Raw genomic sequence first — 21,007 nt, forward strand, 5'->3', positions numbered from 1 at the left:
CTGCGCGACTCGCCGCGCGGGCGGCCTGAGCTTCCGGTACTTCGCGGCTCCGCGCGCCGGCGTTGCTACCCTCCTGCATATGCCGAGCAATCCGACCCCGCAGGCCGTACCGGACACCGCGGCCGTGGCGAACCAGGCCCCGCGACCCCTTCTCGGCGCGGCGGCGATCGTCGCGGTGGAGAGTCTGGTCGCGCTCGGCTACGCGGTGTGGCTCCTGGTGGAGGCCTTCGTGGGCACGCCGCGGGAGCGGGGGCAGGCCATCGCCGTCGCGGTGACGTTCTTGATCCTCGCCGCGCCGCTGCCGTTGGTGGCACGGGGGCTGGCGCGGGTGAAGATGCGGGCGAGGACGCCCGCGGTGATGCTTCAGCTGCTGGCGCTCTGGGTCTCGTACTTCATGGTGAAGGCCGGCTTCTGGGCCGGGGCGGTGCCGACCGTCGCGTGTGCCGTCGCCGGTTTGGCCTGCGTCTTCGCCCCGGCCTCGACCGCTGCGCTGACGCGGGATTGGCGTCGGGACTAGCGGTCGGGCCGGGGCCGGTACTGCTGCGGTAGCCGCTTCTTCCTACTCGTCGACCAGCAACTGGGCGCGGAGCTGCTCCAGGGTGCGGGCCAGCAGGCGGGAGACGTGCATCTGCGAGATGCCGATCTCCTCCGCGATCTGGGACTGCGTCATGTTGCCGAAGAAGCGGAGGAGCAGGATCTTCTTCTCCCGGGGCGGGAGCTGCTCCAGGAGCGGCTTCAGCGACTCGCGGTACTCCACACCCTCCAGGGCCTCGTCCTCGCTGCCGAGCGAGTCGGCGACCGCGGGGGAGTCCTCGTCGCCGCCTTCGGAGACGTCGAGGGAGAGGGTGCTGTAGGCGTTCGCCGACTCCAGGCCCTCGAGGACCTCTTCTTCGGAGATCTTGAGGTACTCGGCCAGTTCGGCGACCGTGGGGGAGCGACGGTTGCGCTGGGAGAGCTCACTGGTGGCGCTGGTGAGGGACAGGCGCAGTTCCTGGAGCCGGCGCGGGACGCGGACGGCCCAGCCCTTGTCGCGGAAGTGGCGCTTGATCTCGCCGATCACCGTGGGGGTGGCGTAGGTGGAGAACTCGACGCCGCGTTCGGTGTCGAAGCGGTCGACCGACTTGATCAGGCCGATCGTGGCCACCTGGGTGAGGTCGTCGAGGGGTTCGCCGCGGTTGCGGAACCGGCGGGCCAGGTGCTCCACCAGGGGCAGGTGCATCTGGACCAGTTCGTCGCGGATCTGCTTGCGCTCCGTGGAGCCCTCGGGGAGCTCGTTGAGGCGGGCGAACAGTTCGCGGGCGCGGGCGTGGGCCTCGGCGTGCGGACCGCCCTGGCGCGGCGGGCGGCGCAGCGGGTAGGTCGGGCCGGCGGCCGGGCTCTCGTGGTCCGGGGCCTCGTCGGCGTCCAGGTCCGGGCCGAGCTCGTCCAGCTCCAGCGCCGGCTCGTCGAAGTCGCCGTCCAGGTCCTGCTCGGTGTCCATCTCGTCCAGGGCGTCCTCGGCGCCGGCGGCGGCCGGGGACGCGCCGGGCCGGTCCTCGCCGTACCCGGCGCGGCGGGCGGCGGGGATCTCGTCTGGCTCGGAGGCGCGCACTGGGATCTCCTCGGCGGCGCTCACGCGGCTCCCACGCCGCGCTGCTTGAGCATGCTGATGGTGACCGTCTGGCCGATGCCGGCGCCGGCCGGGCCGTCCGGGCCCGGGGCGTCCGAGACGTGGGCGTCGACCTGGCCGGCCAGGGCGGCCAGCACGGTCCAGGCGAAGGTGTCGCGCGCCGGGGTCTTGCCGTCCAGGGTGGGCACCGAGACGTCCACCGCGAGCGCGCCGTCGCGCAGTTCGAAGCGGCACGTCAGTCCGGAGCCGGGCACCGCCTTGGTCAGCAGGATGGCGCACGCCTCGTCCACGGCGATGCGCAGGTCCTCGATCTCGTCCAGGGTGAAGTCCAGCCGAGCCGCCAAGCCCGCCGTCGCCGTACGCAGCACTGACAGGTACGCTCCCTCGGCCGGGATGCGTACCTCGACGAAGTCCTGCGGACCACCGTTTTGTTGTCCCATTCCGCTTCCTGCGTTCGTAGAGGCGAATGTGGGGACGGCCGTCTGCTGGGCAGAGTGCTGATGCACGACACCTCCGCTGCTGGAGTGAATCATTCTGCTGCGGATCGTACGCCGAACGCGTGCCCGGCTGCTGCCCGGACGCACCCTCAGTGCTCGTCCCTCACGCTCAACGTACCCCGTTCGGGCGATAAAAGGGCCGTCCGACGCCGGAGGATTTCCGGCGTCGGACGGACCGCTGGGGGCAGGGCTCAGGCCTGCTTGGTCTCCCAGAAGATCTTGGAGATCTCCTCGATCTTGGCGAGCAGCTGCTCGGCCACGTCCGGGTCCATGCTGCCCTTGGTGCCGCCCGCGCCGGCCAGCTTCGTGGCCTCGTTGAACAGGGTGTTCAGCTGCGGGTACTTCTCGAAGTGCGGGGCCTTGAAGTAGTCGGTCCACAGCACCCACAGGTGGTGCTTGACCAGCTCGGAGCGCTGCTCCTTGATCAGAATGGCCCGGGTCCGGAAGGCCTCGTCGGTGCTGTCGGCGTACTTCTTGGTGATGGCCAGCACCGACTCGGCCTCGATCCGGGCCTGCGCCGGGTCGTAGACCCCGCACGGCAGGTCGCAGTGGGCGTGGACGGCGGAGGAGCGGGAGAAGATCCGCGAGAACATGTCAGGTTCCCCTATCTGGTGCGCCGGGTGCAGCGGACAACTAACGTCCCCGACCCTACTGCCCCGCAAGATCGGACGCGTGGCATGGTGGCGTCCGTGAGACCTTTCGCCCGGTGGGCCGTGCACCGCGTCAGCGGGCCCTCGATGGCGCCCGCGCTGCGCGACGGCGACTTCGTGCTGGCGCGCCGGATCCCGGCGCGCCGCGTGCGGGCGGGGGACGTGGTCGTGGCCCGGCACCCGGCCCGCGCCGACGGCCTGTTGCTGGTCAAGCGGGCGGTCCGGCGGACCGACGGCGGGTGGTGGCTGGAGGGCGACAACATGTTCGTGACGTCCGACTCGCGCGAGTTCGGCGCAGTGCCGGACCGGCTGGTCCTGGCCCGCGCCGTCCTGCGCCTGCGGGATCCGCTCGGAGTCGCGCGGATCCCGCGGAAGCGCTGAGCCGGCCCGCGGCCCGCCTTCGAGGTCCCAGTGGGGCTGGGAGCTCGTCAGCGGCCGTGGGAGGCGCCGGCCATCACCTTGGAGGGGGAGGCGGTCGCCGGGACCTCCGAGGAGCCGCTCTGCGCGGCCTCGTTCGCGGCGGCGGCGCGGGCCTGCTCCTTGCGCCGGGCCCGGTAGGCCGCGACGTTGGCCCGGGTCGCGCAGCGGTCCGAGCAGTAGCGGCGCGAGCGGTTGGTGGAGGTGTCGATGAACACCTCGCGGCAGGGCGCGGCCTGGCAGACGCCGAGCCGGTCGAAGCCGAGTTCGGTGGCCTGGACCGCCAGGCCCATGGCGGCCTTGGCGCCGTAGACCGCGGCGATGGTCGGCGCGCCCTCGGCCAGGTGCAGGTGCCAGGAGGCGCCGTCGTGGTCGGTGACCACGGGCCGGATCGGGTACTGCTTCATCAGGGAGTTGAGGACCTGGACGGCGCGCGGCACGCGGCCGGACTCCGCGGCGTCGAACACCTCCCGCAGCCGGTCGCGGATGGCGCGCAGCTCGGCCACGTCGGCGTTGGTGACCCGGCACCTGCCCTCCGGCGCCAGCAGCTCCTTGGCCTGCTCACACGTGGTGAGCGTGTCGCGGTGCCGATAGGGGTCGGCGGTGTTCACCAGCGACACCGCCCGATCTGCGTAGGATGCGAGTTCCACGGTCTTCGTCCTTGTTCGCCTTCAGAGGCGCCAGGCGTCCGATGCCCGACGTTCTGCTCGATTCGTAGCCATGACGGTACGCCGTTCGGGGGCCGGGCGCGAGGGTCAATTCATTCCCGATTCAACAATCGCATCATCGGACCTTTGGGGGGAACACCCAAGAAAGCGCACCGGGCCGCCCCCGGAGCCGCGCGGGTGCGCAGCCGGGGGCGGGTGTCTCCGGGGGGATCCCCGTACGGGTTATCTGACCTTCGCCAGGAAGGCCTGGGTGCGGGCGTGCCGCGGCTCGGAGATGACCTGGCGGGCGTCGCCGTTCTCCACGATCACCCCGCCGTCCATGAACGCCACGGTGTCGCCGACGTCGCGCGCGAAGCCCATCTCGTGGGTCACGACGATCATCGTCATGCCGGCCTCGGCCAGCGCGCGCATCACCGCGAGCACGTCCCCGACCAGCTCCGGGTCCAGCGCGGACGTGGGCTCGTCGAACAGCATCAGCGAGGGCCGCATGGCCAGCGCCCGGGCGATCGCCACGCGCTGCTGCTGCCCGCCGGACAGCTGGCTCGGGTAGCTGCCGGCCTTGTCCGACAGTCCCACCTTCTCCAGGTGCACGCGCGCCTCGGCGATCGCCGCCTCCTTGCCCATCCCCAGCACCTGGGTCGGCGCCTCGATGATGTTCTCCAGCGCGGTCTTGTGCGGGAACAGGTTGAAGCGCTGGAACACCATGCCGATGGCGCGCCGCTGCCGGGCCACGTCGCGGTCGTGCATCTCGTGCAGCCGGCCGTTGCGCTCGGTGTAGCCCACGAGCTCGCCGTGCACGATGATCCGCCCGGCGTCGATCTTCTCCAGGTGGTTCACACAGCGCAGCAGCGTGGACTTGCCGGAGCCCGAGGGCCCGATCAGGCACGCCACCTCGCCCTCGCGGACCGTCATCGACACGCCCTGCAGCACCTGCAGGTGGCCGAAGGACTTGTACACGTTGTCGATCTCGACGGCCGGCCGCGACCGGGAGCCCTCGGGGATCTGGTCGGCGGTCACCGCAGCGCCTCCCTGGCTTCCGTGTAGGGGTGGTGGCGGCGGAACGTCAGGTTGGCGCGCAGCAGCTTCTGGAACGGGGTCGGCGGCAGGGTCCGGGACGAACCGCGGGCGTAGTGCCGCTCGATGTAGTACTGGCCGATGGACAGCACCGTGGTGAAGAACAGGTACCACAGCGAGGCCACGACGTAGAACGGGATCGCCTTGAAGTACAGGTGGATCGCGGACTCGCTGGCGTCGGTCAGCTCCACCACGCCGATCACCGAGGCCAGCGACGAGGTCTTCAGCATGCTGATGGTCTCGTTGCCGGTCGGCGGGATGATCACGCGCATGGCCTGCGGCAGCACGATGCGCCGCATGATCCGGCCGCGCCGCATCCCCAGCGAGGCCGCGGCCTCGGTCTGGCCCTCGTCCACCGACAGCAGGCCGGCCCGGACGATCTCGGACATGTAGGCGGCCTCGTTCAGCCCCAGAGCCAGCACCGCGGCGCTGAACCGGGTGATGGTGGAGTTGGTGTCCAGGTGGAAGAACGCCGGGCCGAACGGGACGCCGAAGCTGATCTGGCTGCCGACCAGCGCCGCGATGTTGTTCCAGAACAGCAGCTGGACCAGCACCGGGGTGCCGCGGAAGAACCAGGTGTAGCCCCATGCGGCGGAGGACGACACCGGGTTCCCGGACAGCCGCATCACGGCCAGCAGCACACCGCCGGCGATGCCGATGACCATCGCGAAGGCGGTCAGCTGCAGGGTGACCCAGACGCCGTTGACGATGGTGTGCCAGAACAGCCACTGCCGGACCAGGTCCCAGCTGAAGTTCTTGTTGAACCACAGCATGTGGACGAACATCGCCAGGAGCACCAGCAGGATGGCCGCGCTGATGTAGCGGCCCGGGTGCCGGACCGGCACCGCGCGGATCACCGGGGGGCGGAAGGCGGCGGCGGGCGCGTCGTCCGCGTCCGCCGCCGGGTTGTTCTCACTCAAGGCGGCTCAGCTCTGGGCCTGGTTCAGGCCCGGCGTGGTGTAGTCGCCGGCCTGGATGCCGTACTTGGTGGTGAGCTGGTGGTACGTGCCGTCGGCCACCAGGTCCTTGAGCGCGGCCTGGATCGCCTGGGACAGCCCGGTGTTGGTCTTCGACACGGCGATGCCGTAGGGCGCACCGGCGTAGATGTCGCCGACCGCCTCGAAGTTGCCGCTCTTGGCGTAGTAGTCGACGACCGGCGAGTCGGCCAGCACCGCGTCGCAGCGGCCGGAGCCCAGCGACTCGTTGATCTGGTCCTGGGTGTCCTGCGAGAGGGTCTTGATGTCCTTCTTGCCCGCCGCCTCGCACGCCTTGTTGCGGTTCGGGATGTCGTCGGTCTCCTGGACGGTGCCCTTCTCGACGCCGACCGTCAGCCCGCACAGCGACAGGTCCGTCGGACCGGTGCCGGTGAGCTTCTTCGGGTTGCCCTTCGGGACCATCAGCTTGGTGCCGGCGTTGAAGTACGTCACGAAGTCGTCGACGCCCTCACGCTTCTTGTTGTCGGTGATCGAGGACATGCCGGCGTCGTACTTGCCGGTGGAGATGCCGGTGACGATGTCGTCGAAGGTGACCTCGGTGAAGTTCGCCTTCAGGCCCAGCTTCGCGGCGATGGCGTTGCCCAGGTCCACGTCCCAGCCGATGATCCTGCCGTTGGCGTCCTTGGACTCGTTCGGCGGGTAGCTGGGGTCGGTCGCGATGGTCAGCGTGCCCTTGCTCTTGATCGCGTCCGGCACCAGGGCGGCGGCGGCGCTGTCGGCGCCGGCCGCGGACGAGGACGACGAGCCGGAGGCCGAGGCCGAGGCCGAAGCCGAGGACGACGAGGCGGACGCCGGGCTGGACGCGCTGCTCGGCGCGCCAGTGGTGCTGCCGCCGCCGGACGCCGCCGGCTTGCTGCCGCTGCCGCACCCGGCGGCGGTGAGGGCCAGCGCGATCCCCGCGGCCCCGACTATGACGGCCTTGGGAGTTCTCCCGGCTCGCATGTGTTCTCCTCCTCGTGGGTGGTCGCACCCCTCTCCAGCCACCTTCATGGGGTACGGTGCTGGAATCCTTGCACCGGCCAAGTGCTGTTGAACATAGGCAGCTATGTAAAAATCGCATCACGGGCGAACCCCGCTGTGTCGATGCGACAGCGTCGATGTGGATCCATCCACGGTGGGCGGAGCGCGGTACGGATGACCATCCGACTGCAGCGCCGCCGCCGGGCGAACCTCCCCTCATCCCCTCAACAGGTTCACCACAGTCCGTCCCCCGTTTCCCTCAACCCGCCGCCCAGCGGCAGCTAGGGGTCAGCCATGTCAGGGCAGCTCATCCCCACCGAGATCCTCGACGAAGGGCTCGTCGCGCAGGCCGTTCCGGCCGCCGAGCCGCCGGTGTTCGGACTGCACCGCGGCGGCAAGATGGAGGTCCGCGCCACCGTCCCGCTGCGTGACCGCGCCGATCTGTCGCTGGCCTACACCCCGGGTGTGGCCGAGGTCTGCACCGCCATCGCCGAGCGGCCCGAGCTGGCGATGGATTACACCTGGAAGTCGAACACGGTGGCGGTGGTCACCGACGGCACCGCGGTGCTGGGCCTGGGGGACATCGGCCCGCTGGCCGCGCTGCCGGTGATGGAGGGCAAGGCGGTGCTGTTCAAGCAGTTCGGCGGCGTGGACGCGGTGCCGCTCTGCCTGGACTGCACCGACGTGGACGAACTGGTCGAGACCGTGGCCCGGCTGGCCCCCGGCTTCGGCGGCATCAACCTCGAGGACATCTCGGCCCCGCGCTGCTTCGAGGTGGAGCGCCGCCTGCAGGAGCGCCTGGACATCCCGGTGTTCCACGACGACCAGCACGGCACCGCGATCGTGCTGCTGGCGGCGCTGCGCAACGCCGCCGAGGTGGTCGGACGCCCGCTGGCGGACCTGCGCGCGGTGATCTCCGGCGCCGGCGCGGCCGGCGTGGCGATCGCCAAGATCCTGCTCGACGCCGGCATCGGGGACCTGACGGTGGTCGACTCGCGCGGGATCGTCTCGGCGGACCGGGCGGACCTGAACGTGGTCAAGGCCGAGCTGGCCGCGATCACCAACCGGGCGGGGCTGACCGGCGGCCTGGCCGACGCGATGCGCGGCGCGGACGTGTTCATCGGCGTGTCCTCCGGCCAGGTGCCGGAGGAGGTCGTGGCCACCATGGCCCCGAACGCGATCATCGCCGCCATGGCCAACCCGACCCCGGAGATCCACCCGGACGTGGCCCGCAAGTACGCCGCCGTGGTCGCCACCGGCCGCTCGGACTTCCCGAACCAGATCAACAACGTGCTGGCCTTCCCCGGTGTCTTCGCCGGCGCGCTGTCGGTGCGGGCCTCGCGCATCACGGAGGGCATGAAGCTGGCCGCCGCCACGGCACTGGCCGGTGTCGTGGCCGACGAGCTGTCCGCGGACAAGGTGATCCCGAGCCCGTTCGACGAGCGTGTCGCCCCGGCCGTGACCGCCGCCGTCGCCGACGCGGCCCGGCGTGACGGAGTGGCGCGCTTGTAGGGCATTCGATGATGCCGCGATGCGAAGCGTCTCCTTGACGGGTGGTGGTGGGAGACGGGCGGCCGTAATAGGGTCTCCGCACTGGTGCCCGGCAGCTCCTCAGGAGCTGCCGGGCACCAGTGCGTCCGCCGCCGGTTCCTTCCGGAACGATCCGACCTCTGATACCCCGCGGGGGTCTGTCACGATTCGCCCTTCTCGGTCACACTCTGTGACAGGGAGTTGCTGGGGATCGGTGGAGGGGACGGCTCTCATGGGAACCTTCGACGGCTGGCTCGGGGTGGCGCTGATCGCCTCCGCGACCCTGTTCGGCGCCGACCTGGGGCGGCGCTCGCCCCGCGCCGCGGCGCTGCCGCTGGCGGCGTCCTGCGGGGCGCTGATCGCGGTCGTGGTCGCGGATCTGGGTCCCGACGTGGTCGGGGACGTGCGCGAGACCGGGGTCGGCTGGCCCGCGGTGATCCTGGTCGGGGCGCTCGGCTTCGTGGCGTCCGGGGTGCTGATGAAGCGCGGCTGCCCGTGCGAGCCCGGGCTGGCCGGCGGTGTCGGCACCGCCGCGGCTCTCGGCGTGCACCGCGCGCTGGAGGGGTCGGCGCTGGCCGTCGCCGCGTCCGCGCCGCTGGTGCTGGCTCTGGTCGTGCACGCCGCCAGCGAGGGCTTCGCGCTGACCGCTCTGCTCGGCGCCGAGCAGAGCCGGCGGTGGGCCGCGGCGCTCTGGCTAGGGGTCGCCTGCGTGGCGCCGGCGTTCGGAATGCTCGTGGTCGGCTCGCTGGGCCTGCCGGAGAAGGCGCATCCGCTGCTCACCGCCGCCGTGGCCGGTGTGCTGGCCCGCACCGCGTTGTCCGCCTACCGGATCGCCGCCGAGCGCGGCCAGGCGATGGTCGCGCGCTCGGCGACCGTGGTCTCGGCCGGGGTGCTGGCCTCCGTGCTGGCACTGCTGACGCATCTGGGGTGATATGGAGGCATGACCCATCATGACCCTGATGCCCGTGTCATCGCCTTCGATCTGGACGGGACCCTGGCCGAGTCCAAGTCCGCGATCACCCCGCGGATGGCGGGACTGCTGGTCCGGCTGCTGGACGAGGTGCAGGTCTGCGTCATCTCCGGCGGGGCCTTCCCCCAGTTCCAGAAACAGGTGCTGGAGCACCTGTCCGCCACGCCGGACCAGCTGGCGCGACTGAATCTGATGCCGACGAACGGGACGCGGTACTACCTGTTCCGGGACGGGGAGTGGAAGGAGATATACGCCGAGGACTTGCCGGAAGAGACCAAGAAGCAGGTCATCGACGTACTGACGCAGGGTGCGAAGGAACTCGGCCTGTGGGAGGAGCACACCTGGGGCGACATCATCGAGGACCGCGGGAGCCAGATCACGTTCTCCGCGCTCGGTCAGGCCGCACCGGTCGCCGAGAAGTCCGCGTGGGATCCGGACGGCTCGAAGAAGGAGCGGCTGCGCGCGTGGGCGGCCGAGCGCCTGCCGGACCTGGAGGTGCGCAGCGGCGGGTCCACGTCCGTGGACGTCACCGCCCGGGGCATCGACAAGGCCTACGGCATGCGCAAGCTGATGGCCGAGCTCGGCGTGACGATGGACGCCGTCCTGTTCGTCGGCGACCGGCTGGACCCGCAGGGCAACGACCATCCGGTGCAGGCTATGGGGATCCGGTCGGTGCCGGTGAAGTCGTGGGAGGACACCGCGGACTTCGTCGAAGGGTGGTTGTAGCCGTCCGCCTCAACTAGATCTGAGGAAAGACCGGGTGGACCTTCGCTCTGCCGAGCGCTTTGGACCAGTGCTTCGCGTCGGGACCGGTCAGGCTGAAGGGGGCGACGACGCGCAGGACGTCGCCGTCCCCGAGCACCAAGCGGACCCGGCCGGGCGCGACCAGCGACCAGCGGGCCTCGACCAAGCGTGGCAGCCCGGCCCGCCACTCCTGGTCACGGCGCACCTCCCATAGCAGAGTCCTGGCGAGCGGGCCCATGATCGGGTGCGCGATGTAGTGCTCCTCCCAGTCCGTCACCGGGATCTCGCGGCCTTCCTGCTGCGCCGTCGCCAGCCGCGTCTTCGCCGCCCGGACCGCTCGGCGGAGGTTGTTCGCCAGATCGGCGACGCTGCTCATCGCCGCCGGGTCCAGGGTGGCGGCAGTGGGCTTCCCGGCCAGCGCGCGGCCGGTGGCGTCGCGGTAGACGACCTGGACGCGGCCGCCGGGCCGCACCTCGACCTCGGCCGTGTGGTCGCGGCCGACGGTGATCCTGGTCCTGCTGTCGGCGTCCAGTCCGAAGGCGTCGGCGGTCCACTCGGGCGCGTCGGACAGCGTGCGCAGCCGGCGCTTCAGTTCGGTGTAGGCGGCCTTGCGGAGCACGGCCCGCGGCGACTCCGAGGCCAGCCGGTGCAGCGCGGGCGGGACCAGTTCGCCGGAGACCATGCCCAGGGCCCGGATCGCGGCGCGGGCGGCCGGCACGGACCCGGCGGTCAGGCCCGACTTCTGGTCGGCCAGGCGGACCAGGTGCGGCACGGCGTCCGCGGGCGGCAGCGACGCCAGGGCATTGATGATCCCGCCGACGAACACGCCGGCTTCCGGTCCGGCCGGGTCCTCCTTGGCCACCAGCCGGCGCAGGGTTTCGGACGCTTCCGGGGCCTCGTCGACCGGCCAGCGCTCCCGGTGCGGCCAGGTCGCACCCTGGGCGCATCGGTCCAGAATCCGGTCCACGCCGGGGTCGGCCGCGAGGGAGCCGAGCAGCAGGACGTACACCCCGCCGTCGAGCTCACGCCACGGCGCGAAAGCGATCGGCTCGTTGCGGTCGGGATCCGCCGCCTGTCGAGCGTCGACCTCTGAGGCCGGTGTCGCCGTCCGGTCCGCGTCCGCGTCCGTATCCGCGTCCGTATCCGGGCCCGTGCCCGATCCCTGTGCCGCCTCGCGCTCCGCGCGCCGTCTGCGTCGCCCCCGCCACCAAGCCACCGCGTCCGTCCTCTCGGCGCGCGAACGCCACCGCCGCCCCTACTGCTCCTGCGCCGCCGTCCATGCCGTGTGCTGGATCCATACCCGCTTCCACAGCCGTTCCTGCTGGATGTCCCCGATCCCCGGCAGGCGCAGCCCGAAGACGTCGGCCAGCGCGTCGAACCACTCGTCGGAGTCGGTGATCTCCCGGCGCTCGGTGGTGGTCCCGTCCGAGCGGGTCAGGACGCAGCCGCGCAGGTGGTCCACGCCCTGGGCGTCGCGGCGGTACACGTCGAGGTTCTTCACGAAGCCGGACTCCGGGTCCGTCTCCATCCACTCGTGCCGGGCCAGGAAGTCCTGGAGGGACGCGATCCGCTCCTCGAAGACCATGCCGGTGAAGGACTCCGCCTTCGGGTCGTGGGTGAAGCTCCAGCCGGAGGCGCCGTTGTCGAAGCGGGTGCGCTCCAGCGTGTACGTGTACGGGCCCTGCGTCGCCTCGCCCGGCACCAGCAGCAGCGGCTCGTGCAGGCCGTCGCCGAGGCCGGTGTCGCAGTAGTAGAGCGTGTTCTCGGCCTCCACCAGCAGCACCAGATGGTTCGGCTCGTCCTGGATCGGGCCCAGGCCGTGGCCGCGCGGCTCCGGGGACCACACCCGGCCGCGGTGCCAGGTGACGTCGTAGCCCAGGGTCTCCAGCAGCGTGCCGAAGGCGCCGTTGAGGTGGTAGCAGTACCCGGCCTCGCCGGCCACGATGCGGGCCGCGGACTCGTACGGGTCCGGGGTCGTGCGCTGGCCGAGGTGGACCTGCAGGGAGGTGTACGCGACGCGCTCCACGTGCGCGCGGTGCAGCGCGAAAAGCCCCTCGATCGTGGGCTTTCCGGGGTCGACGGTGCCCAGGCGGCGGAGATACCCCTGGACGTCTATGTTCGCCATGGTGACATAGAGTAAGGCAGGGTTCAGGCGTTCGCGGGCGCGATCTCGTCAAGGACGTGCGCCGGGGTGGCGTAAGCCCCTGATTCTCGGGGGTAGTGGATCACGAAGTCGGTGAAGCCCAACTCCTCGACGCGCCCGGAGACCTCCTCGAAGCGGGCCTTGGAGTCCATGGTCCGCAGCGGCGACAGACCGGACAGCAGCAGCCGCGGCAGAGTGGCCGGGTCGCGGCCCTCCTTCTCCAGGGCGTCGTCCAGCTTCCGGCTGACCTTCTCCAGCGCCGCCCAGGTCACGTCCTCGGTGGTGCCGTCCGCCTCCCGGCCGGCCAGGGTGTCGTCGGCGATGAACAGCTGCGCGTGCTTCACCACGGTGCGCAGGCCCAGCGGGCCGGTGGCGGCCAGGCCGAACGGCACCCGCGGCCGCTGCACGCAGCCGGGCTCCATGCGGGCGTCGACGGCGCTGTAATACGTGCCGCGGTAGGTGGTGCGGGCGCGGCCCTCGCCGCCGGAGCTCAGCAGCCGGTCGAGGATCTCCACCGACTCGCGGTAGCGTTCGCCGCGCTCCTTGCCGGACCAGCCCTGGCCGTCCTCGCCGTAGCCGAGCACCCGGGCGTCCGGGCCGAAGGAGCCGGCGCCGTAGCCGAGGACGAAGCGGCCCCCCGAGACGTCGTCGAGACTCATGATCTGCTGGGCGAACGGCACCGGATGCCGGAAGTTCGGGGTCGCGACCAGCGTCCCGAGCTGGATCCGCTCGGTCACCGAGGCGGCCGCGGCCAGGGTGGTGAGCGCGTCGTACCAAGGGCCGTCGGGGATGCCGCTGAAGGTGATGTGGTCGTAGGTCCACGCGTGGGCGAAGCCGAGATCCTCGGCCCGCCGCCAGCGCGCGGCGGCCTCACGGAACGGACGGTCGGGCATGATGCAGACGCCGAGACGCAACATGGGCCAGAGCCTATTACGATCACAGTGACAGTGTTGGCGTCCGATGCGGCCTCACGGCCGGATCGCTTTGTTAACCCGTCGGTGGATCCTGCGGATCGCATCGATGATCACAGGAGCTGGGGCTGTGCGGGCGTTCTGGGGCGTGGCCGGGGTCCTGGTGGTACTCGGCACCTTCATGTCCGAGGTGCGGACGCTGGTGGTCCCGCGGGTGTTCCGCCCGGGCCTGTCGAACAAGTTGGGCCGGTTGGTCTATCACGCGTTCCAGTTCCTGGCCGACCGCTTCGACCGGTACGAGACCAAGGACCGCATCCTCGCCTACGCCGGCCCGCTGTCGGTCGTGGTCAAACTGGTCGGCTGGCTGGGCGCCTTCCTCGCCGGCTACGCCATGATCAACTACGGCGTCGGCGGCCTCAGCTGGCGGGCCTCCGCCCGCGAGGCCGGTTCCTCGTTGTTCACACTCGGCTTCGCGTCCGCTGACAAGAGCCGCCTGAACGCGGTCGACTTCGCCGCCGCGGTCACCGGCCCCGTCGCCATCGGCCTGCTGGTCGGGTACCTGCCGGCGCTCTACGCCGCCTACGCCCGCCGCGAGACCGAGGTGACGATGTTGGAGGCGCGCGCCGGCGGCCCGGCCTGGGGTCCGGAGATCCTGGCCCGCTACGCCATGGTCAACCTCAACGACCAGCTGCCCGACCTCTATCGCGGCTGGGAGCGCTGGACCGCGGACGTGTCCGAGAGCCACACCAGCTACCCGGTGCTGATCTACTTCCGGTCCCCGCGCGCCCACCGCAACTGGCTGATCGCCCTGCTGGCGGTCCTGGACGCGGCGGCCCTGCACGTGGCGTTCAACCCCTCGCAGAACGTCGGCGAGATCCGGATGGCTCTGCGAAGCGGCTTCGTGACCCTGCGGGAACTGGCCCGGACCGAACGCGTGCCCTACAACCCGGATCCCTCGCCCGAGGATGCGATCGACCTCACTTATGAGGAGTTCCTCTACGGCGTGCAGCGCATGCGGGCCCAGGGTTACGAGTTCGAGCGCACCCCGGAGGAGGCCTGGCCGCACTTCCGGGGATGGCGGGTGAACTACGAGGCGGTGGCCTACGCGCTGGCGTACCGGATCGACGCGGTCCCGGCCCGGTGGTCGGGGCCGCGGCGGAGTTCTGAGGCGCAGATCGACGTGATCACGCCCGTGAACCGGCAGCCGAGCACGTCCAGGACCGGCGGGATCACGGGCGGGCGGGGGATGGTGCGCTGAGGTTCACCTCGTCGGTCAGGGACCGCCACCGCCCGCGGCCGCGGTCCCAGTCGACCGGACCGGTCCGGAACGCCGTCAGGTCCAGAGTCCGCAGGGCCTCGTAAGCCTCGTCCGGGAGGTCGCGCTCCATCACGACCTTGAGGCCGGTGGCGGTGTCCTGCACGATCAGCGGTGCGGGTCTCGTCTCGTCCTTGGCGGGGCGGTGGAGCAGACGCCGGACGGCGTTCTTGAACCGGGGGTAGGCGTCGGCGGCCAGATGTTCGCCGGCGGTGGTGAGGAAGGCGTGCAGCGGGATCATCAGGAGCGCGACGGCGTCCAGGTTCTCCATGCCGCGGACCTTCGGGAGGTCCTGGGCCAGGAGGTCGAAGCCGGCGGCGGCGAGGGCTTCGCGCAGTTCGTTCTCCTCGCCGGGCGGAATGCCCGCGTCGAGTTGCATGATCACCGGTGTCCGCGGCTGCTCGGCCATCGGTTCCTCCCCTGTCCGGACTCGTGTGTCCCGACGATCATACGGGTCCTGATGAGCTCCAGTGGCTGCCGTCGAGCATGCGCTCCAGGGTCGCGGCGTGGTTCACCAACCCGTCGGGATCGGTCGGGGCCTCCTGTTCGCCGAAACGCACGCGGCGCTGGTTCACGCGGCCCATCACGATCCCGTGCCGCAGGGCCGCGTAGGCCTCGTAGAACTCCAGATCGCGGGGGCGGTAGCCGGTGAGGGCGGCATAGTGGCCGGCCACGTCGGCGAAGGAGAGGAACCCCGGCAGTCCGGGCAGACCGAAGAACTCTGCGATGTCCTGGAAGAAACGGTGCAGGAACACCATCCAGCCGAGATCCACCTCGCGGGGCGCGATCCCGGCCATCTCCCAGTCCAGCACCGCGGCGGGGGTGAAGTCCCGGTACATGATGTTGCCGATGCGGGCGTCGCCCCAACTGAGGACCGGTGTGTCGACGGCAGCCGGCCAGTGCGCGTCCAGCCAGCCGAACATCTTCTCCAGCACCGGGATCGGCCGCTCGCCGTGCGCCCACGTGTAATAGGCGCGCCAGCTGTCGACGTGCGCGCGCAGCGCGGTGTCGCCGTCGGCCGACAGGTCCCCCAGGAACGCGACCTCCTCGGCGGTCGCGGGGAGCGCGTGGATGCGGGCCAGGGTGGCGATCGTCGACTCCTGCAGGCGGAGCCGGTCCGCGTCGGAGGCCCGCGCCAGCCAGTTGTCGCCGAAGGTGTACGGCAGGATGTCCGGCGGCACCTCGCCCTCGACCCGCGCCATGACGAAGAATTCGGTGCCCAGCACCGCCGGGTCGGATTCGTACCACAGTGTGCGCGGCACCGGAACCGCCGTGCGGGCGCCGATCAGCGCCATGATCGTGAACTGGTCGCGCATCCGGTACTCGGGGAAGATCGGCATGGCGTCGGCGGCCGGGGCCAGACGCGCGACGCAGCGGTGGACCTCTACGCCGCCGTGCGGGTCCTCCGCGCCGCCCGCGGTCGGCCAACGGGCGTCGAACAACAACGTCTCACTGGACATGCCATTCGACGGGGGGATGGCGACATCGGATATCTCGACGTGATCGGTACCGGTCCGGGTGGACAACCATGATCGCAGTGCCCTTCGCAACTCCTCGGGGTCGCGAGTGCTGGTCCGCGGGCGGGTGGTCTCCGGTTCCGCGTCGGCGCGCCTGTTCGGTTCGCTCACGGCGCGGACTATAAGCGGAGTAGCGTCAATGCGACATACACCCGTCGGGGATGGCAGTCTTTGACCGCCGAACACCATCTAGATGCCACTTCAGGAACGACGCAGGGGGACGGACTGTGAACCCGGATATCGACCACATCAGAAGGCTCGTCAGCGACCGTCTCACCACCGAGGAGAACGGGGAGGTGGGGCTGGACCTGTCCAACCTGGGTCTGGTCGCGCTGCCCGCGGAGTTCGGCGGCCTGCCGGAAGTCGGCCCGGTCACGTTCCTGAACCTGTCCGGCAACCAGCTCAGGACCCTGCCGGAGAGCCTGCCGCGGATGGAGCGGCTGCGCCGGCTCTGGCTGGACGGCAACGGCGCCGGGCAGGTGCCCCCGGAGGTCGCGCAGCTGACCGGGCTGATCGAGCTCAGCCTGACCGGCAACGGCCTGACCACTCTTCCGGATGAATTCGCCGGCCTGGAGCGCCTCGCGTCGCTGTGGCTGGACGAGAACTCCTTCAGCACCCTGCCGGACGTGGTCGGCCGCCTCGGCGACCTGACCAACCTGTACCTGCAGCAGAACCAGCTGACCGCGCTCCCGGACGCGCTCGGCGGCCCGAGCCTGCGCGTGCTGGTCGTCGACGGCAACCGGCTCACCGAGCTGCCGGACTGGATCGGCGACACCCAGACGCTGACCAAGCTGTCCGCCGACGACAACGCCCTCACCGAGCTGCCGCCGAGCATCGGGGCCCTGATCCGGCTGTCCGAGCTGAGCCTGACCGGCAACCGGCTGCGCAAGCTGCCCACCTCGCTCGGCGACCTGGGTTCGCTGACCAAGCTGCTGCTGCAGAACAACCAGCTGCAGACGCTGCCGGCGTCCATCGGCAACCTCACCGAACTGCAGACCCTGGCGCTGAACGGCAACCATCTGGAGGAGCTGCCGGCCTCCCTGGCCGCGCTGAGCCGGCTCACCGACCTGGACCTGTCCGACAACTGGCTCACCCACGTGCCGGAGGCGATCGGCCAGCTGGCCTCGCTGGACAAGCTCAGCCTGACCTACAACCGGCTCACCGAGCTGCCCGCCTCCCTCGGCGCGCTGCGCGTGCTGACGTCGTTGGACGTCTCCCGCAACAGCCTGCGCGACCTGCCGGACAGCTTCGACGGCCTGGCCAACCTGGACGCCCTGAACCTGGCCCAGAACCCGCTCACCGCGCTGCCCGCGTCGGTCGGCGCCCTGAAGCGGCTGACCTGGCTGTCGCTGGCCTACTGCGACCTGGAGTCGCTGCCCGCCGGCCTCGGCGGCCTGCACCGCCTGGAGACTCTGGACCTGGTCGGCAACAACCTGCGCGAGCTGCCCTTCCAGCTGTCCGGCCTGAGCTCGCTGACCGAGCTGAACCTGGCCTCGAACCAGCTGTGCTGGGTCCCCCGCACCCTCGGCATGCTGCGCAACCTGGTCACCCTGGACCTGTCCGACAACGAGCTCAGCTCCCTGCCGCGCAACTTCGGCGGCCTGGAGTCGCTGCGCAAGCTCGACGTCGCCGAGAACCAGCTCACCTGGGTGCCCCGCTCGGTCTGCGACCTGCCGAAGCTGGAGACGCTGGTGCTGCGCGGCAACCGCCTGGCGGACCTGCCGACCAGCAACTGGCAGAAGCTGACCCTCAAGGAGCTCGACCTCAGCGACAACCCGTTGCTCACCGACGTGCCGGAGAACTGGGACGTCGGCACCATGGCGCTGACCGCCGACAAAGCCCTGTTCGGCACTCTCGGCGACCGGGTGCCGGCCGACCGTCGCGACGCGGTGGCGCAGGCCGGTGTGGCCGAGGCGGAGCAGGCGCGGCTCGCGGCCGAGGACGCCCGGCGCCAGGAGGCGCAGGCGATCGCCGGATTCGTCGGCGGCGCGGTGCACGCCGAGGCGGCGCTGATGGCGCAGGCCGCCGAGGCCGCCGAGGCCGCTGTGGGGCAGGCGGTGGAGGAGGCGTTCGCCGAGGCGGCCGCGGCGGAGCAGGAGGGGTTGGCGGAGGCCGAGTGGGCGGACGCCGAGGACGCTTCCGCTGAGGACCCGGACGCCACGGCCGAGGCCGAGCCGGCGGAGGCCGAGCCGGTCGCGGCGTCGGAGGACGAGAGCCCCGAGACCGCTGCCGGAGCCGCAGCCGCAGCCGAGGATCATGAGGCGGCTGCGGCGGAGCCCGAGGACACCGACGTCCTCGACGAACACGTGCCGGCAGCCGTCCCGGACGACCCGACCGAAGAACTGCCGGTCGTGAGCGAGGAGACGCCCGAGGAGGCGGCGGCCGAGATCGTGTCCGAGGCGATCGACAGCGAACTCGCCGAGGTGCTCAACGCCGGAGGGGTCCTGGACCAGGCGATCGGCGAGGCCAGGGCGCTGGTGCTCGCCGAGATCGGGATCCGCGACGCCGAGGCGCTGCACGGCGTGGCGCGCGCGGTGCTCGAAGCCGCGGCCGAGGGTGTGCGCCGCGACTTGGCCGCCGAGGTGATCGTCGGCGCCGGGCCGGACGCGGATATCTCAGGTATCTCGGACGCCTCGGACATCGTGGAGGGCGCCGATCAGCCGGAACTCGCGGCCGAACTCGCTGAAGCCGCCGCGGCGTTCGAGGACGAGGAGGCGGTGGAACTCGCGGCCCTGGCGGTCGCCGCCGCCGAGGCCGGAGACGACGCCGCGGCCCTGGCCGCCGCCAACGAGGCCGCCGCGGCCGAGGAAGCGGCGCTGTTGGCGGAGATGGTCGCCGAAGCGAACCGCGCCGAAGCGGTGGCGCCGGAGCCGAGTGTCGCGTCCGCCGAGACCGAGCGACCTCACCATGGTGCGGCTCATCGCGCCGAACCTTCCGCCGCCCAGCACGATGCCGCGCACGCAGGCTCCGTCGACGCCATAGCGGCCCGGGCCGCCGCCGAGCAGGACGCCGAACTCCAGGCCGTGGCGCGCGCCATAGGCTTCGCGGAGGGCGAGACCTTCCTGGTGAAGGGGCCGGACGGCGAGGTGGTCGCCGAAGGCGTGGTGCAGCCCGAGGACGTGGTCGCCGTCGAGGAACCGGTCGCGGTCGTGGAGGAGCCGACGCTCGTGTTCCAGCCGGTGCCGGACCAGCCGACCGTCGTGTACGACGAGCCGGCCGCGGTGGTCGACGAAGAAGTGGTCGAGGTCGTCGAGAGTCCGGACGCCTTCACCCCGGCTCCGCGCCGTCCCGGCGAGTTCGAGGAACGAACCTGGCAGCCCACCAATGCCGACCCCGACAGCACCCACATCGGTACGCCGCCCGGCTACGGCCCGCCGCCGGCTCCGTCGCAGCCGTGGCGCAGCACCAGCTGACGGAGAGAGCCGGCACAACGGCTGCGCGCCCCGGTCCGGGCTTCTCCGGGCCGGGGCGCGTCGTCTTATAGGCGTGGCGGCCACGGAGCCATGAGCGGCTCCTGGAGCCCGCTCCAGCTCGCGCTCAGCCGACGACGATCGTGACTCGGAAATCCGTCCAGTCCGTCGGCGGCACACACCGTCGCGCCTCGCCGCACATGTCCCGATGTGCGGTGATCTGCGCGGTTCCGGGTTCGTGCGCCGTGAAACTCATCGGCGGCTCGACGCAGGCGGTCCCCGGCGGTCGGCACGCGATCACCATCGGTGAGATCCCCGGTTGCAGGACCGCGGGATCACTGGACTTCGGCTGAGCCGGATACGGGAACATCTCCGCGATCACCTGCTGTCCGAGCGCCACGTGGATCGTCGTGCCGTTCTGCGCCGGCGTCACGGTCACCGCGCCGTGCGCAGTGCTCGGCGCGCTCGAAGGCACGGACGGCCGCGACGGCGTCGGCGGCCGGGACGACGGCTTCGCGCTCGGGGGAGAGCTCCGGCTCGCCGTGGACGAAGGCGTCGTCGGCGCCGTTGTGGGGGAGCCGGAGGTGGCGCTCCCGGCCGGCGGGCTCGGCGTCGGACTCGAGTCCGCCGCCGGATCCTGCGTCGAGCTCGCGGAGACGGTGCCGGAGGCGCCGCCCGACGAAGCCCCGGCTTTCACCTGATTGGCTGTTGCAGAGCAGGAAACCGTAGTGAAACCAACAAGAACGGCGCATACGGCCATCGCGCTAACACAATGCCCACGGGCGCGCATCGCCTACCTCCTCGGCGTGTCCGGTCCCGGGTCCACCCCCCGACGCTACTCCGGTCTGCCCCGTGCCGAGCAGAGCAATCGCGCGGGGTGCAAGTCGGTCCCAGGTCGCGGGCTCAGCCGCCCGGCTATATCACATCACGTGCCGTTTTATCCGGTTGGATGATCTTCGTGGGCTGATGATCGTTGATCTTCCGGTGATCTCGATCACACTTGCCCGCCCCCCTGTGGCACAGCCCACACCGCGCAGGCGTAGGATCAGGCCGAAAGATGGCACCGACCGTCCCGTGGCGATCACGGTCGCGCTTGTGAAACCGTTCACTGACACCCTGGGTTCACCGGCGGGACACCGAGCGTCGCGGGAGCTTGTGAAATCAGCCACAAGTAGCGTGAGCAGGGCCCACCCGTCCAGAAATTGACACAAACCTGCCTGACAGGACGTCACCCATGAACAGTTACGCGCCGATCCTGGTGCTCGGCGGCCTGGCCGCCGGGTTCGCCGTGTTCTCGGTCGTGGCCGGGATGCTCACCGGACCGAAGCGGTACAACCGCGCCAAGCTGGAGGCCTACGAGTGCGGCATCGAGCCCACTCCGCAGCCGGTCGGCGGCGGCCGCTTCCCGGTGAAGTACTACCTGACCGCCATGCTCTTCATCATCTTCGACATCGAAATCGTGTTCCTGTACCCGTGGGCGGTGCGCTTCGACTCCATGGGCTGGTTCGGTCTCGTCGAGATGGTGTTCTTCATCCTCACCGTCTTCGTCGCCTACGCGTACGTCTGGCGCCGCGGTGGATTGGAATGGGACTGACAC

At 70.9% G+C, this 21,007-nt stretch carries 22 protein-coding genes; 9 read left to right on the plus strand and 13 right to left on the minus strand.

The window, feature by feature from the left end:
• Window positions 1-79: 79 nt before the first annotated feature.
• Window positions 80-517, plus strand: a complete 438-nt coding sequence (locus ABD466_RS15795; RefSeq protein WP_344657797.1) for a hypothetical protein — start codon at window positions 80-82, stop codon at window positions 515-517.
• Between the two features lie 42 nt (window positions 518-559).
• Here ABD466_RS15795 and ABD466_RS15800 read toward each other — a convergent pair whose 3' ends face one another.
• The 3 genes from ABD466_RS15800 to sodN form a co-directional block, all read right to left on the minus strand.
• Window positions 560-1,591, minus strand: coding sequence for an RNA polymerase sigma factor SigF (locus tag ABD466_RS15800; RefSeq protein ID WP_344657910.1), 1,032 nt, complete (start codon window positions 1,589-1,591; stop codon window positions 560-562).
• Window positions 1,592-1,611: 20 nt separating this feature from the next.
• The gene (locus tag ABD466_RS15805; protein ID WP_344657798.1) at window positions 1,612-2,049 is read right to left on the minus strand and encodes an ATP-binding protein; all 438 of its coding nucleotides are present in this window, start codon (window positions 2,047-2,049) and stop codon (window positions 1,612-1,614) included.
• Window positions 2,050-2,297: 248 nt separating this feature from the next.
• Complete coding sequence (gene sodN, locus ABD466_RS15810) at window positions 2,298-2,699, minus strand: superoxide dismutase, Ni (protein WP_344657799.1); 402 nt, start codon at window positions 2,697-2,699, stop codon at window positions 2,298-2,300.
• A 96-nt stretch (window positions 2,700-2,795) separates the two neighbouring features.
• Between sodN and sodX the strand changes: the two genes are divergently transcribed.
• A complete protein-coding gene (gene sodX / locus ABD466_RS15815; protein WP_425558659.1) occupies window positions 2,796-3,137 on the plus strand; it encodes a nickel-type superoxide dismutase maturation protease in 342 nt (113 codons plus the stop codon).
• Between the two features lie 47 nt (window positions 3,138-3,184).
• Here the strand turns inward: sodX and ABD466_RS15820 are convergent, their stop codons facing one another.
• The 4 genes from ABD466_RS15820 to ABD466_RS15835 all read right to left on the minus strand — a co-directional run bounded on the left by ABD466_RS15820 (window position 3,185) and on the right by ABD466_RS15835 (window position 6,852).
• Window positions 3,185-3,823, minus strand: coding sequence for a CGNR zinc finger domain-containing protein (locus tag ABD466_RS15820; protein ID WP_344657801.1), 639 nt, complete (start codon window positions 3,821-3,823; stop codon window positions 3,185-3,187).
• A gap of 240 nt (window positions 3,824-4,063) precedes the next feature.
• Window positions 4,064-4,858 (minus strand): amino acid ABC transporter ATP-binding protein, encoded by a 795-nt coding sequence (locus tag ABD466_RS15825; protein WP_344657802.1) that lies wholly within the window; start codon window positions 4,856-4,858, stop codon window positions 4,064-4,066.
• Complete coding sequence (locus ABD466_RS15830) at window positions 4,855-5,835, minus strand: amino acid ABC transporter permease (RefSeq protein ID WP_344657803.1); 981 nt, start codon at window positions 5,833-5,835, stop codon at window positions 4,855-4,857. The genes ABD466_RS15825 and ABD466_RS15830 overlap by 4 nt, the downstream gene beginning before the upstream one ends.
• A 6-nt stretch (window positions 5,836-5,841) precedes the next feature.
• Window positions 5,842-6,852, minus strand: a complete 1,011-nt coding sequence (locus ABD466_RS15835; protein WP_344657804.1) for an ABC transporter substrate-binding protein — start codon at window positions 6,850-6,852, stop codon at window positions 5,842-5,844.
• Between the two features lie 312 nt (window positions 6,853-7,164).
• Here ABD466_RS15835 and ABD466_RS15840 point away from each other — a divergent pair, with 312 nt between their 5' ends.
• The 3 genes from ABD466_RS15840 to ABD466_RS15850 all read left to right on the plus strand — a co-directional run bounded on the left by ABD466_RS15840 (window position 7,165) and on the right by ABD466_RS15850 (window position 10,096).
• Window positions 7,165-8,382, plus strand: a complete 1,218-nt coding sequence (locus tag ABD466_RS15840) for an NAD(P)-dependent malic enzyme (RefSeq protein ID WP_344657805.1) — start codon at window positions 7,165-7,167, stop codon at window positions 8,380-8,382.
• A gap of 250 nt (window positions 8,383-8,632) precedes the next feature.
• Window positions 8,633-9,331 carry a ZIP family metal transporter gene (locus tag ABD466_RS15845; protein ID WP_344657806.1) on the plus strand — a complete coding sequence of 233 codons (699 nt, stop codon included), beginning with the start codon at window positions 8,633-8,635 and terminating at the stop codon, window positions 9,329-9,331.
• A 9-nt stretch (window positions 9,332-9,340) separates the two neighbouring features.
• A complete protein-coding gene (locus ABD466_RS15850) occupies window positions 9,341-10,096 on the plus strand; it encodes an HAD-IIB family hydrolase (protein ID WP_344657807.1) in 756 nt (251 codons plus the stop codon).
• A 13-nt stretch (window positions 10,097-10,109) separates the two neighbouring features.
• Here ABD466_RS15850 and ABD466_RS15855 read toward each other — a convergent pair whose 3' ends face one another.
• Genes ABD466_RS15855 through ABD466_RS15865 form a run of 3 tightly spaced genes read right to left on the minus strand, consistent with a single transcriptional unit; the run spans window position 10,110 to window position 13,174 of the window.
• Window positions 10,110-11,330, minus strand: a complete 1,221-nt coding sequence (locus ABD466_RS15855; protein ID WP_344657808.1) for a DUF4132 domain-containing protein — start codon at window positions 11,328-11,330, stop codon at window positions 10,110-10,112.
• 39 nt (window positions 11,331-11,369) lie between these two features.
• Window positions 11,370-12,239, minus strand: coding sequence for an arylamine N-acetyltransferase family protein (locus ABD466_RS15860; protein WP_344657809.1), 870 nt, complete (start codon window positions 12,237-12,239; stop codon window positions 11,370-11,372).
• 23 nt (window positions 12,240-12,262) lie between these two features.
• A complete protein-coding gene (locus ABD466_RS15865) occupies window positions 12,263-13,174 on the minus strand; it encodes an LLM class flavin-dependent oxidoreductase (protein WP_344657810.1) in 912 nt (303 codons plus the stop codon).
• Between the two features lie 103 nt (window positions 13,175-13,277).
• Here ABD466_RS15865 and ABD466_RS15870 point away from each other — a divergent pair, with 103 nt between their 5' ends.
• On the plus strand, window positions 13,278-14,426 hold the full coding sequence (locus tag ABD466_RS15870; protein ID WP_344657811.1) for a hypothetical protein: 1,149 nt from the start codon (window positions 13,278-13,280) through the stop codon (window positions 14,424-14,426).
• Here ABD466_RS15870 and ABD466_RS15875 read toward each other — a convergent pair.
• Both ABD466_RS15875 and ABD466_RS15880 read right to left on the minus strand, forming a co-directional pair.
• A complete protein-coding gene (locus tag ABD466_RS15875; protein WP_344657812.1) occupies window positions 14,398-14,892 on the minus strand; it encodes a hypothetical protein in 495 nt (164 codons plus the stop codon). The genes ABD466_RS15870 and ABD466_RS15875 overlap by 29 nt on opposite strands.
• 37 nt (window positions 14,893-14,929) lie before the next feature.
• On the minus strand, window positions 14,930-16,111 hold the full coding sequence (locus ABD466_RS15880) for a phosphotransferase family protein (RefSeq protein WP_344657813.1): 1,182 nt from the start codon (window positions 16,109-16,111) through the stop codon (window positions 14,930-14,932).
• A 116-nt stretch (window positions 16,112-16,227) separates the two neighbouring features.
• Here ABD466_RS15880 and ABD466_RS15885 point away from each other — a divergent pair, with 116 nt between their 5' ends.
• Window positions 16,228-19,413, plus strand: a complete 3,186-nt coding sequence (locus ABD466_RS15885; RefSeq protein WP_344657814.1) for a leucine-rich repeat domain-containing protein — start codon at window positions 16,228-16,230, stop codon at window positions 19,411-19,413.
• A gap of 124 nt (window positions 19,414-19,537) precedes the next feature.
• Here ABD466_RS15885 and ABD466_RS15890 read toward each other — a convergent pair whose 3' ends face one another.
• Complete coding sequence (locus tag ABD466_RS15890; RefSeq protein WP_344657815.1) at window positions 19,538-19,843, minus strand: hypothetical protein; 306 nt, start codon at window positions 19,841-19,843, stop codon at window positions 19,538-19,540.
• Here ABD466_RS15890 and ABD466_RS15895 point away from each other — a divergent pair.
• Together ABD466_RS15895 and ABD466_RS15900 are read left to right on the plus strand one after the other, a co-directional pair.
• Window positions 19,821-20,111, plus strand: a complete 291-nt coding sequence (locus ABD466_RS15895; protein WP_344657816.1) for a hypothetical protein — start codon at window positions 19,821-19,823, stop codon at window positions 20,109-20,111. The genes ABD466_RS15890 and ABD466_RS15895 overlap by 23 nt on opposite strands.
• Window positions 20,112-20,644: 533 nt before the next feature.
• Window positions 20,645-21,004 (plus strand): NADH-quinone oxidoreductase subunit A, encoded by a 360-nt coding sequence (locus tag ABD466_RS15900; RefSeq protein WP_344657817.1) that lies wholly within the window; start codon window positions 20,645-20,647, stop codon window positions 21,002-21,004.
• The last annotated feature ends 3 nt before the right edge of the window (window positions 21,005-21,007 follow it).

Origin of the sequence: Catenulispora subtropica (assembly GCF_039531675.1) — a bacterium.
Classification (GTDB): Bacteria; Actinomycetota; Actinomycetes; order Streptomycetales; family Catenulisporaceae; genus Catenulispora; species Catenulispora subtropica.

Coding starts and splice junctions, on each gene's coding strand:
- ABD466_RS15795 (WP_344657797.1), top strand. CDS start 80: ATGCCGAGCAATCCGACCCCGCAGGCCGTACCGGACACCGCGGCCGTG.
- ABD466_RS15805 (WP_344657798.1), bottom strand. CDS start 2,049: ATGGGACAACAAAACGGTGGTCCGCAGGACTTCGTCGAGGTACGCATC.
- sodN (WP_344657799.1), bottom strand. CDS start 2,699: ATGTTCTCGCGGATCTTCTCCCGCTCCTCCGCCGTCCACGCCCACTGC.
- ABD466_RS15835 (WP_344657804.1), bottom strand. CDS start 6,852: ATGCGAGCCGGGAGAACTCCCAAGGCCGTCATAGTCGGGGCCGCGGGG.
- ABD466_RS15840 (WP_344657805.1), top strand. CDS start 7,165: ATGTCAGGGCAGCTCATCCCCACCGAGATCCTCGACGAAGGGCTCGTC.
- ABD466_RS15845 (WP_344657806.1), top strand. CDS start 8,633: ATGGGAACCTTCGACGGCTGGCTCGGGGTGGCGCTGATCGCCTCCGCG.
- ABD466_RS15850 (WP_344657807.1), top strand. CDS start 9,341: ATGACCCATCATGACCCTGATGCCCGTGTCATCGCCTTCGATCTGGAC.
- ABD466_RS15860 (WP_344657809.1), bottom strand. CDS start 12,239: ATGGCGAACATAGACGTCCAGGGGTATCTCCGCCGCCTGGGCACCGTC.
- ABD466_RS15865 (WP_344657810.1), bottom strand. CDS start 13,174: ATGTTGCGTCTCGGCGTCTGCATCATGCCCGACCGTCCGTTCCGTGAG.
- ABD466_RS15870 (WP_344657811.1), top strand. CDS start 13,278: ATGATCACAGGAGCTGGGGCTGTGCGGGCGTTCTGGGGCGTGGCCGGG.
- ABD466_RS15875 (WP_344657812.1), bottom strand. CDS start 14,892: ATGGCCGAGCAGCCGCGGACACCGGTGATCATGCAACTCGACGCGGGC.
- ABD466_RS15900 (WP_344657817.1), top strand. CDS start 20,645: ATGAACAGTTACGCGCCGATCCTGGTGCTCGGCGGCCTGGCCGCCGGG.